12 protein-coding genes are annotated in these 17,663 nt (G+C 38.3%); 10 read left to right on the top strand and 2 right to left on the bottom strand.

Annotation, left to right across the window (positions count from 1 at the left end):
- The first annotated feature begins 4 nt into the window (after positions 1–4).
- The 6 genes from HN643_06215 (at position 5) to HN643_06190 (ending at position 6,248) form a co-directional block, all read left to right on the top strand.
- Entirely contained in the window at positions 5–1,120 is a 1,116-nt protein-coding gene (locus HN643_06215) for a radical SAM protein (protein ID MBT7501228.1), read from the top strand.
- A complete protein-coding gene (locus HN643_06210) occupies positions 1,113–1,688 on the top strand; it encodes a class I SAM-dependent methyltransferase (protein ID MBT7501227.1) in 576 nt (191 codons plus the stop codon). Before HN643_06215 ends, HN643_06210 begins: the two co-directional genes overlap by 8 nt.
- A gap of 359 nt (positions 1,689–2,047) precedes the next feature.
- Positions 2,048–3,169, top strand: a complete 1,122-nt coding sequence (locus HN643_06205) for a hypothetical protein (protein MBT7501226.1) — start codon at positions 2,048–2,050, stop codon at positions 3,167–3,169.
- A 141-nt stretch (positions 3,170–3,310) separates the two neighbouring features.
- Positions 3,311–4,936 (top strand): PQQ-like beta-propeller repeat protein, encoded by a 1,626-nt coding sequence (locus HN643_06200; GenBank protein MBT7501225.1) that lies wholly within the window; start codon positions 3,311–3,313, stop codon positions 4,934–4,936.
- Between the two features lie 118 nt (positions 4,937–5,054).
- On the top strand, positions 5,055–5,867 hold the full coding sequence (locus HN643_06195) for a prohibitin family protein (protein MBT7501224.1): 813 nt from the start codon (positions 5,055–5,057) through the stop codon (positions 5,865–5,867).
- A 15-nt stretch (positions 5,868–5,882) separates the two neighbouring features.
- Positions 5,883–6,248 (top strand): hypothetical protein, encoded by a 366-nt coding sequence (locus tag HN643_06190; GenBank protein MBT7501223.1) that lies wholly within the window; start codon positions 5,883–5,885, stop codon positions 6,246–6,248.
- Between the two features lie 1,251 nt (positions 6,249–7,499).
- Here the strand turns inward: HN643_06190 and HN643_06185 are convergent.
- Both HN643_06185 and HN643_06180 read right to left on the bottom strand, forming a co-directional pair.
- Positions 7,500–8,033, bottom strand: coding sequence for a hypothetical protein (locus HN643_06185; protein ID MBT7501222.1), 534 nt, complete (start codon positions 8,031–8,033; stop codon positions 7,500–7,502).
- Positions 7,993–8,925 carry a hypothetical protein gene (locus HN643_06180; protein MBT7501221.1) on the bottom strand — a complete coding sequence of 311 codons (933 nt, stop codon included), beginning with the start codon at positions 8,923–8,925 and terminating at the stop codon, positions 7,993–7,995. Before HN643_06180 ends, HN643_06185 begins: the two co-directional genes overlap by 41 nt.
- A 152-nt stretch (positions 8,926–9,077) precedes the next feature.
- Here HN643_06180 and HN643_06175 point away from each other — a divergent pair, with 152 nt between their 5' ends.
- The 4 genes from HN643_06175 (at position 9,078) to HN643_06160 (ending at position 17,660) form a co-directional block, all read left to right on the top strand.
- Positions 9,078–10,481 carry a transglutaminase family protein gene (locus HN643_06175; GenBank protein ID MBT7501220.1) on the top strand — a complete coding sequence of 468 codons (1,404 nt, stop codon included), beginning with the start codon at positions 9,078–9,080 and terminating at the stop codon, positions 10,479–10,481.
- Positions 10,482–10,646: 165 nt separating this feature from the next.
- The gene (locus HN643_06170; GenBank protein ID MBT7501219.1) at positions 10,647–15,188 is read left to right on the top strand and encodes a PKD domain-containing protein; all 4,542 of its coding nucleotides are present in this window, start codon (positions 10,647–10,649) and stop codon (positions 15,186–15,188) included.
- Between the two features lie 189 nt (positions 15,189–15,377).
- A complete protein-coding gene (locus HN643_06165; GenBank protein ID MBT7501218.1) occupies positions 15,378–15,881 on the top strand; it encodes a hypothetical protein in 504 nt (167 codons plus the stop codon).
- Between the two features lie 66 nt (positions 15,882–15,947).
- Positions 15,948–17,660 (top strand): hypothetical protein, encoded by a 1,713-nt coding sequence (locus HN643_06160; protein MBT7501217.1) that lies wholly within the window; start codon positions 15,948–15,950, stop codon positions 17,658–17,660.
- The last annotated feature ends 3 nt before the right edge of the window (positions 17,661–17,663 follow it).

Here is a 17,663-nt window from a genome sequence, read left to right as displayed (position 1 = left end):
ACCTATGAAAATAAATGAAAGAGCTTACGACAAAATAATTAGTACAGTTGTTTTCAAAGTTACTGAAGTTTGTAACATGGCTTGCCCGCACTGTTTTATGTTTAGCGGGCCGGACAATAGTTTTAATAAAAAACCACCAATTATTTCTTCTGCCATGATTGAAAAAGTGTGTCAGCGTCTGACGGAGTATGTAAAGGAAAATAAGGTTGAGCAGTTAGAAGTTGTTTTGCACGGTGGTGAACCATTAATTTTGGGACTTGAAAAGTTAGATTATATTTTGACTAACCTGAACAAGATTCCAGGTGTGGGTGTTTCAATGCAAACCAATGGAACCTTGATAAATGATGAATTCATTGAATTATTTAACAAACATAAATTAAAAGTCGGTATAAGTCTGGATGGCGGTCCTGATGTACAAAACAAATCAAAAATGAAGTCCGGTGAAGATTCATATAATAACATTGTCCGCGGTTTGAAACAGTTGCAAGCCAAGGCTGATCCAGCCTGTTTTCGTGGATTACTGTGCGTGATAGATAGCAAGAGTGATCCTTTGGAATTGTATGATCATTTCCTGCAATTGGGTGTGAAAAAAGTTGACTTTTTGTTACCACTTAGAAATCCGCATAACCCTTTTGGTTATAATGAAAATAAAAGTGAATATTTCGATTGGTTAAAACCGATTTTTGAAAAATATTTAGCTATGGACGATCCTGAAGTGTCGATTAGAATTTTTGATAGTATAATTGATTTATTAATTGGTTCTAATGAGCCGATGTGTTCGATTCGACATTCAGGTTTAGATATGTTGACAATTGACACCGATGGAAGTATCCAGCTAGTTGATGATCTGAGAATTTGTGGAGATGGTTTTGTGGAACTTGGTCTGAATGTACAGAAAAATAAATTGGTTGATTTCTTTGATCATTCCAAAGTAAAAGCTCTACACCAATCGGAAGTTAACTTGCCGGAGCAATGTGTGAGTTGTGATTATTTGAATATTTGCGGTTCTGGTGGCCACGCTTTCCGACATACAGGCAAAGATACTTATGACGCACCGTCAATTTATTGTCGGGAAACAATACAGCTAATTGAACACATAAAAGCTAGTATTTATGAGTAATTTTTACGAGACAAGACAAAAACAGTTTTATGAAAAATATTGGCTGGAACAAACGCCTGGATTGATTAATGTAAACGGTTTCAAAGATTATCCAATGGATATTTATAATAGTTTTTTGCAATACCTAGAGGAAGATGGCAATGTTTTGGATCTAGGTTGTGGTAATGGTTTATTGTTGCGCCATTTAACATACTTTTCTAATCTGAATGTTGTTCCGTATGGCGTTGATTTTTTGGAGCAGTCGATCGAGCAGGCCAAAGAAGAGATTTTACCGCAGTTCAATGAAAACTTTTATTGCTGTTCAATCGATTTATTTTCTACGGAAATAAAATTTAAGTATATTATTTTGGAACCATATTTATTATATGAAAAGGACAGAAAAAGCGTAGTTGAAAAGTTGAAAAACTTTTTAGCGCCAGGTGGGTCAATTATTATTTATAACTATCATGATGCATTGAAAAATGAGAAGATCGAAGACCTTTTTCATTATCCTGGCTTAGAGGGTTTTAACTTTGAAAAGTATAATAGATTTGATATAGGATTAGATATTGCATATTTGGTTGTTTAGACGATGTGTGGACAGTATTTCTTTCTAAGACATTGTTTTGATATTAATTTGGGATTTCGTGTCCTTTTATCGCAATGACCAAAAATAGCAGGGCGGGGTCTGGGGCAGAACATTGAGCCGTAATAAGAAAGATATACTAAAAGAGTAAGAAGCGAATTGTGGAGCCCCAGCCTTTTTGCTACTTTTTGGGGTCAAAAAGTAGAGTCTGTCGGTGTGTAAACTGTAGGTTTCAAGTTAATCAATCTAAATAATTTGTTTGAATTGTGTTCTAACACTTGACAAATCATGTCAATAGTGTATAATTTTCAGTCAACAATTACGTTGAATATAATTGTATTTTAACAAAGTGGAGGTATGTCATGAGTTTAGGAATTATGATTTGTAATGAGCACGGTGTGGCACTTGGAGCTGACAGTTTGGTTTCTACGTCACGCACATTCTTTGAGGTCAACTTGTGGTCAGAAATCAAAGAGTTGTTTGATGAAGCACAAAAGGAGGGTGCTGACGAAGTCGACCTTGCTGCTCTGAAAGCAGAAGCTATGAAAAAAATGGTTCAGGCAAAAGACGACGCAGTCATCAAAAGTTTTCGTGCTAAAAAGTTGTTTCCAACTTTCTACAAGGATGGGAAGCCTTTTGGCGGTGTGATGACCGTAGGGGATGCTTTGATTGATAACATGGTGGTCAGTGTAGCTCAGGAAATGCAAAAAGAAGGAGCATCTGAGGATCTGGCTTTTGAGGATTACATGAATTCCATGAAAGTCAGGATGACGGTCGCCATGGAAGAATTGAACGGCTCTTCGCGTTTCGGATCCTTTATTTTTGCTGGATATTGCCCAGTCCAAAAGGATTACATTTGCTATTTTGCGAGAGTCATTTACAAGTCAAAGGTTCATGACAATGAGAAGAAGATAAACTTTGACTTTGTCAAGCTTGGTAGCGGCAAGTTGTTTTATCCGCTTGGCGATACTGGCGTTGTGGACAGAATGATCCTGGGGAGAGATACGCGCTTGCCAGACCTTTTGAAAGACAAAGTCACGGAAATGCTCACGTATCTTTTGGGTTTGTGTGCAGAAGGTGGTACTTTGCCAACCGAGAAGCTTCCAGCGTCCGACCTTAAGAAGATGTTGGAAGATGGCTTGAAAGATATCGATGCGCTTTTTGAAGAAGCGAAGAAGAGAGCTCCGGACGGATCTTTTGACGAGGCTACCGATGAATTTGACTTTGCTGGTGTCAGTATGTCGCTCGGGATGGCAATGTGTGAAGATCTTATGCAAAATATTCGTGAAGGGGCTAGCATTGACCACATGAGTGATATGACCCTGCGGGAGTGTCTGAAGGTTATTAAGTGGTTGATTGATTCAACCTCGGAATTTCATTCGTACATCAAGAATCAAATTCCTACGGTTGGTGGAGATGTGTACATTGCTACTATCACCGCCAGTGAGGGTTTTGTCTACCGTACGTTGAATGACAATTTCTAGAAAACACAATCCCCAGGTCCAATGGACTTGGGGATTTTTTGTCTCAATAATTGACATATTTATTCAAAAATGTTAGAGTGTTTTGTTTGATTGATGGTAGTCAGTCAATAGTTTATTGAAAATTAAACCAAGGAGAAATCAATGAAAAAAATCATCATTTTACTTGTATTGTTTCTTTGCTCATGTGGCGCTTCAACAACAGGGATTCTCTCAGACATAGTAGTTGGGGAGTTGCCTAGCGATTCAAATATTGAGCTTGAACAGGATATCGATTTCCAAGAGTTTATTGTGAATGAAGATTTGAATGTTCACAAAAAAGACAGTGGTCAAATCGATTCGGAAGAGCAATCGGAAATTGAAGTTGAAGATTTGAGTATAGATAACTCTGAAGTTTCTTGTGAATCCAATTGTTCGCCTGATGAACGAAAATGTGTTTCAGGTCAAGAATACCAATATTGCTTCGAGGTGGCGTCGGACTGTTGGCAATGGACTGAGATTCAAGAATGTCATCCGGATAAATATTGCGAAGATGGCATTTGCAAGCTTCATTGTAATATTGAATGTTTGGATGATTTTTGTGATGAAAACTGTGATCTTTGGCAGTTTTGTGATGAGAGTGGTATTTGTCAAGATAAGTCTTGTGACTTGTGGCAAACGGATTTTATCACAATGGAAGCTGATTATTTCAGCGATTTAACACTGACAGCAGATGGTGGTTGTGTTGCTGTAGGCTTTGTTGGACCGGGCGCTACTTTGGAACATGACTTCTTTGTGGCTAAGCTAGATGAATTAGGTGAAGTTCTATGGACCGTGATTACTGGTGATGAAGGTAGTATGGAATGGGCTGAGTCTGTCAAAGAAGTTTTTGGTGGTGGTTATGTTGTTGCAGGCTATGCACAACAACCCGATTCAGTTCTGTTTGATGCTTGGATCCTTCAGCTTGATCCTGACAATGGTTCAATAGTTTGGAGCGAGAAATTTGGTGGCGCCGGTAATGATCGAGTGTATGATGTAGTGCAGACGGATGATGGAAAGTTTACGGCAGTTGGCTATTCCACAACGGATAGCGCAGGCGGAAAAGATTTTTGGGTTTTGCGATTGAGTCAGTTTGGCGAGCTCGAGTGGGAGAAAAAATACGGTGGATCAGCTGAAGATTGGGGTACCTCAATTGATCAGGTCTTTGGTCCCGGACTTGTTTCCGATGGATTTATTTTGTCCGGCTACACTCAGGATATAATTGAAAATATACAAACTGCCAAAGTGTTAAAGTTGGATAATTCTGGCGAATTAGTCTGGGAAAAATCATTTTCCGGGGGAACTAAGAACGAAGTGCACAAGGTTATTCAGTCTTTTGATGGGGGCTTAGTGTTTACTGGAATAATTCAGCTCGACCCTGCTGAGCAGTGGCAAGGCTGGATTTTTAAGCTAAGCTATGAAGGTGATCTGCTTTGGGAACAAGTCCTTGGTGGCAGTGAAATTGATTTGTTTCATTCAATTCAGCAAACTGAAGATACTGGCTATATTGCTGTGGGTGATACTTGGTCCATGGGCGCCGGGATGTCCGACGTCTGGCTGGTAAAACTTTTTAATGATGGTGAAGTTGAATGGCAAAAGACATTTGGCGGAACTGATATGGAAAACGGCATGGCCGTAGCGCAAACTGAGACTCTTGGTTTTGTAGTGGCTGGCAATGTTTATCCTAATAACGGTTTTGCTGACGCGTTTGTTGTTAAACTTGATCACAATGGTGAAGTTTGTGATGAGTAGGTGAGTTAATAAACACTCTTGATCTTATTCAAGGGTGTTTTTTATTTGAAATTTCCCTCAAATGGTGCTAGGATAAAAGTATAATTAACTAATTACTTAATATTTAATCTCTAATTCTATGGAAATCATTGAACCAAAGAAAGTAAAAGAATTAAAACAAGCAGGAAAGTTTGCAGTATATGTATTAATAGGCTTCATTGTCCTGGTCGGAATTTTTGGAAGCTTTGGTACAATTGGTGCTGGACAGAGGGGCGTAGTTTTGCAGTTTGGCGCAGTTCAGGATAAGATTTTTGACGAAGGCCTTTACATCAAGATCCCATTGATCCAACAAGTAGAGGTTATGGATGTTAAAATCCAAAAAGATGAAGTTCCAGCTAGCGCATCTTCCAAAGATTTGCAGGTTGTTACTTCTAAGATTGCTTTGAATTATCATTTAGATCCTGCGGCTGTAAATAAGATTTGGCAGGAAGTCGGAAAAAATTATAATTCTCGTATTATTGCACCTTCAATTCAGGAAGCAGTAAAGGCAGTAACTGCCAAGTTCACAGCGGAAGAACTCATTACTAAACGTGAAACTGTTAAAGATCAGATTAAAGTGAATCTAGCAGAGAGAGTTGTAGCTCGGTCAATTATTATTGATGAATTTAATATTATTGATTTTAGTTTTTCACCAGCTTTTAATGAGGCTATTGAAGCTAAGGTTACTGCTGAGCAGTTGAAATTAAAAGCAGATCGAGATTTGGAAAGAATTGTGATTGAAGCTGAGCAACAAGTGGCCCAAGCAAAAGGAAAGGCTGCAGCTATTGATGTTGAAGCTCAGGCGCTGAGATCTAATCCAAAAGTTGTGGAATTACGTTGGATTGAAAAATGGAATGGTGAAGTTCCAACTTATTGGGGACAGGCCAGCCCGTTCATTGGACTTGAAAAATAAATAGAAATAAAATCTATGGAAAAGAGAAAGCTCCATCTAATTATCATTGGAATAATAATTTCTGTTTTAATTATTTTATATTTCCCGCTTTATAATGAACTTGGTGGCGGAGATATTGTTTCTGGATCGCCGACTTTGCAGTTTGTAACTCTCGGAAAAAATTATTTAGAGCCCTTGTGTGTGCTTGGTGGTGGAGTGATGGATAGACAAGTGAAAGGATGGTCCGATGGTTATGACTATACCTGTATTGTAAAAAGCAAAGCGATCTGCAAAATATTATTTGGTAAATATTATAAAGGAACAGAAGAAGAAAAAAAGGAATTCTTCACTCCGGAGGGTTTGTTCTTTGGTCCGAACTGTACGGACTGTTGTTACCGGTAGCGAATATTTGTTGATATTTGGCTCTTGTATATTTTGAAATAATATGATAGTATTTTACTACAGAATTATTCTGCGATAGCTCCCGCCTACGCTAAAGCTTCGGCGGACACGCAGTTGGTAAAAACATTATTCTGCGATAGCTCAGTTGGTAGAGCAACTGGCTGTGTACACAAAAATATAACGCAGCCCCCTTTGGAAACATTGGGGTGAATAACGAGGTGAATTGTCGGGAAGGCTAAGTCAATTGTGATATGCTAATCCGCAGCCAAGCCCTAACATTAGTTGGGGAAGGTTCAGAGACTATCCTTTTTAGGAGTACACTTTGATTTTTACATCAAGGTGGAAGCGCCTCGCGCCTAAAGCATTTGCTATGGTGATGATATAGTCCACGCCCTGGAGAAATCCTTGGATAAGTGTAACCAGTAGGTCGTCGGTTCGAGTCCGACTCGCAGAGCCATGAACCACTCATCTTTTTACAAGGTGGGTGGTTTTTATTTAGATGATTCTTCGGGTTCATGGCAAGCCAATAAAAACTCTTGTGCGAAGTAGGAGGACTCGAACCAGGGATGGTAAGGGAAGGATTCCCTTACTTTCTGGGGGAGCTGGAGGGGCGGCCGCCTTGACCGACGTCAGTCGAGGCAGGTTATAAAAGTAACTCTCCGAAGGATAAGTTTAGACTCTTAATTAATGTTTTAATCAAAATAAAAAAGACCACCAGTAGATTCACTAGTAGTCTTTATGTTGTTCTAATGGACCGCTCAATTCGACGGATCCCTTTCACTCGAATTCGTTTGTCTTCTTTAGTTTTAAAAACCCTTGTCATATTGCTAGGTGGTGTATCAGAAATCGTCCACCGTTGGGATTTGTCCAGCGTCTAAGACTTCTTTCACTGAAGAAACCTTTACTGGCTGTTTTGGCTTGATTTTTCTAATCCCTCTTGCTCTCAACGCCGTGTTGTTATAGCGTTCGTAACCAAGGGCCCAAAGAATTTCTTCAGGAATATCGTTGTTGCTGGATATCTCGTATTTCCATCTCAGTTCACCAGCGATTTCGATATTCAGTGTCGGTAGATGTTTTGTAAATCTTGCGACAGTGCCAATCTGAATATGTTATTTTATTTCTTTTGGTAGGTCGTTGACGTTTTTTTTATTTGCAATACACCAACACGCGGCGTAAATATTCAGAGTTTCAATTTTAGCTAAGTGCCAGAGAACTTTCGCTCTTCTTACCTTGAATTTGAAATGACGGCTTTCAAAGGCTAAGACGGTAGTTTCTTTGGGAAAAATTTTGTGTATTAATTTTCTTCTTTCTAATACCCCAACAAGTGCTTCGTTTTTTTTTCTTGAGTTGCTCTCGGTAAACAATCGCAAAGTGCGCGCAATATGCTTTGGCATAATTTTCGAGTTTTTTATTGTCGAATTTTTCCCAATTTACATCACCGGTAGTGAGGATTGGAAGTGTAAATTCCTGTTCCTGCCATTTTTCTGGTCTTTCGCTTTCAAGATTAAATAAATCATGCATGAGTTCACATCGAATCAGGCACTTGTACAATTCAGAGAATCTATGATTTCCGTATCCCAAGTCTCCTGAGTCCGCAATGTTGTGTTCTATGATATAAGCTTTGGCAAACGTAAGTAGTTCTTGGTTTGTCCAAAGTTTCCAGGCGATCCGGCTGCCAATCATAGGCAGACGAAATGTTTCTTGGCCAATAGGGAAAGGTCTGAATTTTTGTGGCAAAACCAGATCAAGCACTTTGGCGTCTCTTTTGGTTGCACAGTCCCGCATTTTTGTTTTTCAATTGAGTGCGAGTTTTTATCCCGTATTCGATGCAGTAATCTCGACCAAATTTTTCTAATCTCTTTTTAGTTACCAATTTCCAGTCAATTTGTCGGTTTTTGCGAATTTGGAAAGTATATGTTGTTCCGTTGACTGGATAGGATTTTGTTTTTGGTCGGCTGAAAACTCGATCTAGCAAGGTTCTGTCCATGAGTGCTTTGTACATGCCTGTGTTGCGCTTAGTTTTGTGATTTGACAATGCCCCAGAGCCTTTGATCTTGTGATGTTTGCAATAAGCTTTTGCATATTCAATGATCTCGTCTTCGGACATTTTTTCCCAAGCAACTTTGTCAATTGCACATAGAGGAATAAGAAAGGGTTCTCCACACAACGTTTCAAGCCTTTCTCGGTCGAAGATGTCAGTCATCAGTTTATCGTCAAGTAACCTACTGTGCATTCCGGGGTTCTTGTTAGGACCTTTTTGGAGTTGTGTGGAGTTGGTAATATTAAACTCCTTGCAGTAGGCAATTATATAATCAATTTTTTCCTGACGCGACATGCTTTTCCAGCTGACCCTGCCGCCACCATCCAAAGGTATAATAAAATCATCCTCACCCAGTCTTACAGGTTTAGTTTCATCGACGATGAAAACTTGCCTCATCCATTTGGATTTATAAAGGATGTTGTAAAGCCCGTCGTGTTTGTTCTTTCCATTGGCAAGGTGCCTCTGTCTTTTGATTTCATGATGCTGACAATAAGCTTTTGCATACAAGATGATTTCAGCTTCACTCATTGCTGCCCAATGAATTTGGTTTTTTCTCTTCATTGGTAGGAAAAATTCCTTCGTGCATAATACTTCGTGTCTGAACAACTTTCCATCTATTTTAATGATCTCGAACATTGGGGGCTCCTCATATGTCTCGAGCTTGTCGAGAGGTAAATTAAATTATTAATGATCAATTCAATTCTATTTTAGTTAAAATTGAAGGAGTTGTCAATTGTAAATATTTTAATATTGAGTTATGATTAGTATGAAAATAACAATATTATTTTATGCAAGCAAAACCTAGGACAGCGGAAAAAACTCAGTTAAAAACCTACCAAAAAGTAGCAGTTATAATTATAGTATTGGGGATGTGGGGCATTGCAGCAGCTGGAATTGCTACGAACATGAGAAAACAAAAAGCTGAAAAAAAAGAATTATCAACCAGAGAATCAGTAGTGGACGTGAAAGTTGTAACTAAACCAGAATCTTCATTAATCAATATTTTGGGAGGGGTAAAAAGCTTATCGTCATCTATTGGAAAGAATAAAGGAAAATCGCCAGTTGGTATTTCTTGTGTTAGTAAATTTGATTGTTTAAGTGGAGTATGCGGTTCTTCGGAAGAAATTTTTGAAGAGGTTAATGGTAAAGTCTGTTTACCACCAACTTGTTTTGATAATGTAAAAAATCAGAACGAAACCGGAGCTGATGTGGGTGGTGAATGTGGTAAAGCCAACGGTTCTGTTTGTCAAAAAGGTAAGGACTGCAAATCCGGCTCATGTTATGAAAGTTTATGTGTTGAGATGATAGAACTTTGTAATAATGGTCAGAAAGAAGTTTTTGAAACTGATATAGATTGCGGTGGAAAATGTTTAGAAAAATTCGGTAAAAAATGCGGTATAAATAAAAATTGTCAGGGGGATAATGATTGCAGTTCAGCGTTATGTTTGCCGGCAGAAAAAAGATGTGCTCCACCGGAAATAGAAGAATGGCTTCATAATGATATGCAAACCGATGACGGGAATTCAATAGAGCAGGCAGTGAATCAAATAAAAAATAATGTCCAACTGAATAAACCGATTGCAGTTTTGAAAAAAATTACAAGCTATCTTGAAAAGGAGATTTATGATATTTCTCCAAAAGTATTTGAAATTGACAAAGGAGTGAAAACTGCCGAAAATATGATTTCTAATAGTGATTATATGCAGGGTTGTACGGATTTTGGAATTGGATTTGTGGCCTTAGCTAGAGAACTTGGCTATCCTGCTATTTATGTGGACACCATAGAATTAGATTTATATAATCAATTAGAAAATGGTTGCTCTGCTGTTCCTGCCAACGGGCATGTTTTTGCTAACGTCTATTTTGATGGCGCCTGGCATGTATTTAATCCGACTGATGGCACGCTCATTGAGCCAGACTATGGCTTAATAACTTATTGCCCAGATCATAATCAAGGTGTTTCAGGATGCTTTTCTTATACTTGTGTGGAAAATCCTTCAATTATTGGATTAGAGGGGTGTTATCATTACAATAGACCAGACATAGGTGAAGTAAAAACAGTGGTTATTACTAAAGGTGCAGTGAGAAAAGCTTTGTCTTTGTGGGATATGAATTTAGATAATCGTGATCATGCAAATATTAAATTACATCAAAGCTATGGATTGCCTTATACTCAAGGCTATTGTAAATGATAAGATTATTAGTTGAAAAGGTTTAATTTTAGCCAAAAGTCAAAAGTTGAGAGTATTAATCTCAACTTTTTGTTTAGCTTGATTTTTTTGTTGTAGTGTGATAGTGTACAATGTTAATGAAAGTTCGTTGACAACACAAATTGAAACCTAAAAAAGAGGTGAATCATGAGAAATGCAATTTTTGCTATTGTTTTGTTGTTTTGTTTGGGCTTTGCTAATCAAGCTGAGGCTTGCACAGGTAACGGTGGCTGGTGTGCTACTGGTGGTTCTTGCTGTTCTGGGTATTGTAGTTATTTTAAATGTTTTCATACTTGTGTTGATCGACAATGCAAGAATGGAGATATTTGGTGTATTAATTCTGATAACGAATGGGATCATGTCGATGAAGAGTGTACAGCCTTTGGTGGCTATGACTCTCAGGCCTATTGCGATGGTAATTGGCTTCAGTATGATTCCTATGATTATGAACCGTATTGTAGTAATACTACTTGCAAACAAGAGGCAGTTTATTCAGGTATGCAGGTAATTGATTATTGCGATAATGGTTGCAGTAACGGTGAATGTATTGAATGTGATGATGAATGTTCGTCAGGCAGTGATGGTTGTAATAATTCTGGTAGCAAAGTGTGGGACTGTGATTATAATTCCAATACTGGTTGCTATGAAAAAGACTGGGCTAATTGTGAACTAGGCACAGAATGTGACGATGGTGAGTGTGTGTTGCTCTGTGATGATGAGTGTGATGATTATGGCGACAAGGAATGTATGAGCAGTAATATGCTCAAAACTTGTGGCAATTTTGACAGCGATACTTGTTTGGAATGGCATTATGAATCATGTAATTGTTACAATGATAAATGCCAGTCCTGTCAGAGTAATTGCTCTTCCGCTCAAGTAGGCTGTAACGCTAATAATACTCAAAAGTGGACCTGTGATTTTAACAATACAAACGGTTGTTACGAAAAAGATTATGTTAATTGTGGGGTTGGTAAGGTTTGTAACGCGGGTAATTGTGTTTCAGACTGCTTGCCAGTACAAGCAAATAAATTTTGTGTGGCTGGTAAATTAGTTTGGAAAAATTCTTGCAATGTCCAAACTAGCATAATTGAAGACTGTGATGAACAACCTGATGTTTGTAATGCTGCCGGGAATGTTTTAAGCAACGGTTTTTGCTCTCCGCAAGACAAGGATTGCTATTACGCTGTTGAAACTGATTGTGATTGTGGCTGTCTAAACGGTAGTTGCAAAACTAATTGTTACAACAGTTGTGCAAGTGAAAAATGTCATTTGGGTGGAATCTGGTGCTATGATTCGAATAATTCGCCACACCATCAAATTGATCCTTGTGACGGAACACAGAATGGTTCAAGTTATTCAATCTGCAAATCAGGCGATGAGCATGTTATTCAAAATCAGATGCAGGAGATTTGCCAGAATGGTGCATGTCAGGATGACTGGTCACCTGTGACACTTGAAGTTATAGAGTGTGACTGTGGTTGTCAGAATGATTCCTGTCTTGAGCCTTGTTGCGATGAAATCTGCGAGCTGAATGAGGTTGGTTGTAATAGCCCGTCCCAAAAGTGGACTTGTCTACTCAAGGACGGATGCTTACAAAAGCAAACTTATCAGTGTGGATCAAACAAGGTCTGTAGTGACGGTTATTGTGTTAACGACTGTTTGCCCACCAAGGATTATCAGACTTGCGAAAATGATAATCTAGTTTGGAAAAATGGTTGTGATGTAACGACTGAAATTATTGATGATTGCACTGAATTACCAAATGTATGTTCATCAAATTACAGTTCGGTGTTGAGTAATGGAAAGTGCTCCTCAAATGATTTGGATTGTTACTATTTGGACGCTGATCCTTGCTCATGTGGTTGCCAGGCAGGGGAATGTATTTCTCCTTGTTGTGAAAGCAATTGCGAACCAAACGAAAAAGAGTGTTTTGGTTTTGGTTATCGCGAATGTGAGTGCGATGGACAGTGTTGTGACTGGGGTGATGTGAATCTGTGTCCGGAATTTTACTCTTGTGTGTTTGGTGATTGTGTTTATAATCCATCTCCGTGTGAAATTATAAGCGCGCAGTGGAAACATGAAGACGGCTCTGTCGCTACTGCAGTTTTTGAGGGTGACATTGCCTTACTTGAAATTACATTTTCTGCATTTTGTGCAGAAAATGTTCCGAATTACATTGAGGTTGAAATATTACTCGTAGACGCAGAAGAGGAGTTAAGTCAGGACTTTGTCCTCTTTGAGGGGGATGAATTCGAGTTCAGTTGGCAAGCAATTCATGGTGGAGATTCACTGGAGTTGTTGGTCAAAACGAATATTTTCCTCAATGATAATGATGCTTATGTGATAGACTTGAACGTAATCCCGCAAGAAAAAATCATTGAAATGATGGGGATGATTGATTCTATCGTTAATCTGACGGAATCACCGTGTCTCAGTCCAGAAACGGATACATCAGCTACGTGTTTTGAATGGTGGGACGAGAATGGGCTGTATGTGATGGACGATGTGCTTGATATCGGTCTCTTTGGTCTTGACTGGATGATGGACAACTTTGATGAGATTTTATTGTATGGTTCGTGTTATGGAGCTTCAGTCTTCTTGATTGTTGCAGGAATATTTGAGGTAGCCACTGCTCCAATTGGGATTGCTCTTCTGGGTGTTTGTGGTGAGACCGCAGGTTTTATTCTGCTAGAAGATACGTATCCAAAACTAGCTTATGTTGTGGCAATCTTGGCATTTGTTGACCTTGGTTACAATGCCATCAAGGGACTTGTCTTTCTTGGAAAACATGGATTGCGATACATCAAGTATTTAACAAGTGGAAAAACTGAAAAGTTTGTGGTCTTTGCTAGAAGTGGAAAAATTCACGTAAAGAAAATCAAAGACCCACTTGTTCTGGAAAGTGTTAGAGGTGATGCTGTTGCTCTAGTTAAAAAATATCCATTCTATAATTACAAATCTCTTTTTTCCATGAAATTTTCAGAAGTTGATAGATTGGTGATGCGTGAAGTGATTAGTAGTGGAAATCTTAAAAAGGCACTAGAGGCAATTGATGGTCAAGCCCCAAGCGTTAAAGGGTTTGAAGCTCTTGCAGTTACTGCTGATCCCTTGGCTAGTCTAGGTGAGTATAATTGGTTCAAAAAAAGCGAGGAGCTTTTCAATGGAATAGATGAAGCTATTCCAGCTGCTTATAATGTAGACGAGTTCCATGAAATGATTATTTTCACAGTACATGAAGGACGATTGAAGGAGTTGTTATACGGCTCTGCAGATTCAGCAGTTCCTATAGCTACTTATCTGGCTGATGTGAAAGCAGTTTTAACTTCTATTGTTATGCATGAGTATATGCATGCAAAGTCTAAAGCTATTTTAGTTTATGAGCTGGGCATTCCTATTGCCAAAGAGGGTGCACAAGCTGCAATCTTGGAGGTGCTAGCAGATCTTTGGGGTGGCGGTCATCCAACTCAAAATATGTTTGGAGTTCAGGGCTGGAAAACAAAATATCGAGATTCAGTGAAATTAGTAGTCAGAGACTCTTTTGATGATTTAGCTGATATTAATACACAGGGTCTTGCTCAGGCCATGATTTCCAAGGATACAGCATTACTTAATGAGATCAAAAGTTCTTTGGGAACGTCTGCCTTCAATGCAAAAACGGCAGAAGCAAACTTGTTGATCAAAGATGCAAAATTAGTTCTTCAAAAAATGCTCGACAAGGTAAAAGACGAAGACTTAATGAAGATGTTGGGTAAACATGGGCTTTTGCCGGCAGGATTAATTGAGTACTGCCTGGAAATGGACTGCTCCGTTGTGTTCGAACTTGGTTGTTTTGAGAATGATGTTTGGTGGATAAGTGAAGATGGGGAAAAGGTGGCCATCAAACAACCCTGTGCTCAGAATGAGTTTTGTCAAGACGGAGAATGCGTTGAAGGTGAAGTTCCGACAGGTGACCCCGTTGTCAAGGGACAGAATTACTATGTGGTGAATATGGGATTCTGTGATGTTAAGTCGGAATGGCTTATCTACAATGCGGTTCCAAGTCAGGTTGTCAGTTGCTATGTGAACTTTGGACTTGAGGGTTTTGAACAAGTTGCTTGTTCAGCTGGTCTTATAGGTAATGGGGCTTTGCAATTGAAAGCAACTCATATTTATGATCAGCCGGGAACTTATCAAGTGACAATGAATATAAACATCGACAATATTACTACTAGCACGACAAAACAAGTTATAATCACTTCTTGTGGTAATAAGCCTAAAGCAGAGGGTGATTTAGCCATAGAAAATTTGTCGATTAATAACGCTCAAGAAGCTACTCATATGGTCATAAGCTTTGATCTGTATGGGTCTGATAATGTTCCAGAGAGTGAACAGTTCTCCTATATCTTTGGTTCTTTATCTGTCGATACAGATATCAACAGTAATTTTATGTGGGTGGATGATCATTATCACGTTGAAGCTTATGTTTTCCTTGAGTGTGGTAGCACTGGGAAACATGAAGTTAAAATTACGGTGAAAAATAATGACCAGACAGTTACTGCCAAGAAAGAGTTTTCTGTCAGTAGCGATAGAAACTGGTGTTCAAGTTCAGACGGATGTTCTACATCTCAGAACGGACAAGCAACAGGAATTGTCCTGTTTCTACTTTTAGGAGGTATCTTGCTTGGTCTGAGGAATAGACAGCGCGTTTAAGAAAGACAGGACCCTTGTCGATACAAGGGTCCTTTTTTATTTTAAAAAATTGTTATCTTAATATTGACGACTTTCATCGTCAAAAAAACACCGCTGTATAGAAGAGAAGTTTTTGTTTTAATAGGATTTGACGAGTGGGGATAACATTTTGCTATAGGTTTCTTAAATTAATTGTCACAATGTTAATATATGTACAATGGTCCAGAACGAAAATTAAACCGTTGTCGGGCGTTTGATTATTCATTGCCCGGTTTTTATTATTTAACGATTTGTACGAAGAATAGAATAAATTGGTTTGGTGATGTTGTTGATGAAAAAATGATTTTGAATGTTTGTGGTGATGTGGTAAATGAATTTTGGAAATTAATTCCACGGTATTATGAAAATGTTTCATTGGATAAATATATTGTAATGCCGAATCATATGCACGGTATAATATATATAAAAAACGTAGGGAACGGGCATTGCCCGATCCCTACACGAAATAATTATGGATTAATTTCCAAAATCATAAATTCCTTCAAAAATGTTTGTACCAAACAAATTCGATATGGTCTAAATTGTTTTGATTTTAATTGGCAAAAATCATTTTACGACCGCGTGTTACGAGACCAATCCGAACTGGAACATGCTCGTTGTTATATTTGTAACAACCCAAAAGCTTGGTTTTGTGATCGAAATAATGAAGTTTAGGTTGAATTCACGGCCAAAATTTGCTAAGCTGTTACTAGGAGGTTTAAAAATTAATGATCTAAATTTATGAAAAAAATAAAAACTTTTGGTTTAATTGTTTTAGCGGTTGTCATTGTAATAGTAATATTTTGGTTTAACGGTGCAATGGGGAGAACAGACTTGGTAGAACCAGAAATCGCTTTAATTGTAGAAAAGGGAGATGTTTGGCACAATGGAAGTACTGATAATGATTTTCAGAAAGTTGAAAAATTTAAAATTGTTTCCGAAGGTGACATTATAAAAACCAATGGTAATTCAGTAGCGCGAATTAGTTTTTTTGATACTCAGGAAGTTATGGTCGCTGAAGATTCACAAGTTGTTATTACCAAGGGATATATTAATTCCAACTCACCTTTGTTGACCAAGGTCAGAGTTAAATTGCAAAAAGGACAGGTTTGGTCAAGATTAATGAATCTATTGCATCCTTCTGCTGCTTTTGAAGTTGAAGCGGGTACAGTTGTGGCAACAGTTCGTGGTACTGCCTTTAATGTAACTTTAACGGATATTACAGTTGAAGTTTTTGTTTATGAAAATGATGTTGACGTAAGTCTTGTTGGAGAGGCAGCAATTCTAGCAAATATGTCAGCCGGTGATAAATTGACTTATGATTTGGTAAAGAAAACTTATGAGCAGGAAACAGTTGGTACAGATGAATTAAAGTTACAACAAAAAGAAGAGCCATGGATTTACAATAATATAATGATGAATAGAAATTTTGAAAATTATTTAGAGACAAAAAGGCAAGCAATTATTAGCGACGTTGGGCTACTACCTGACCATCCTTTGTATGGGATTAAAACCGGGTTTGAAAAGATCCGTTTGCTTTTGTCTGGAACAGAGTCTAGTTATAAACAAAAGCTAGAAACCAAAAGAGGAATTGAAATTCAGGGCTTAATTGATAGTACAAAAGTAACCAAGGCAATTGAACAGTTGAAAATAGCAGAATTTAATAAACAGACTTTAGCAACATTACAGAGACTGCAGTCTTTTGATAAAGAATTTACAAATAAGTTGTCACGATATGATGGTTTACGAAAAGTATTTTTAGGCAAGATTTTTGACCAATCAGTTGCTGCATTTATCGCTAATAAAATTCAAGGTTTAGATTCAGAGGAAGTACAAAGTGTTGACTCAGGTGAATTAAAGCTAGAAGTTGAACAAGATTTAGCTAAGCCTAAAATTGAACCAGTCGTTATTGAAGTACAGGAATCAGAGCCAACCTATGGAACCGCAGATGACCAGGTGCCGAGTTCTGAATCGACAGAACAAGAAACAACCGTTGAATCTATTGCGACTGATGAACCAGCTACTACTGGTGAATCCGCAACATTAGAAGATCCCGTCACAACTGATACACCAGCTGTTACCGAAGAACAGCCTGCAATCACTGACAGTGGTTCAACTGATCAGCCTGAGGAGCTGGTGGTGCCTGTGGCTCAAAGTTTAGTAGTCACTGCTAATCCAGCAAGCTTAATTCCTGATGCGAGTTCAAAGCTTAGCGCCAATTTGATTTATAGTGATGGTAGTAAATTAGATGTCACTGAACAAATAAATTGGTCAGCCAGTGGAGATTCAATCAGTGGTAATGACGTCGGTAGTTTGAAGGGAAATATTTTTACAGCCAATCGCAATGGTGGTGCTACTACAATTTCTGGTACGTATCGACCAGATGATAATAGTTCGTTTACAGGCCAAACAACAATTACAGTTCTATTGGTTTCAACTAAACTGAGAAATTAACTG

The organism is Candidatus Falkowbacteria bacterium (genome assembly GCA_018674305.1).
Lineage (GTDB): Bacteria > Patescibacteriota > Patescibacteriia > UBA11705 > JABHMO01 > JABMRF01.
Note: the sequence above shows the minus strand (reverse complement) of the source record. Positions and strands in the feature narration are given on the sequence as shown.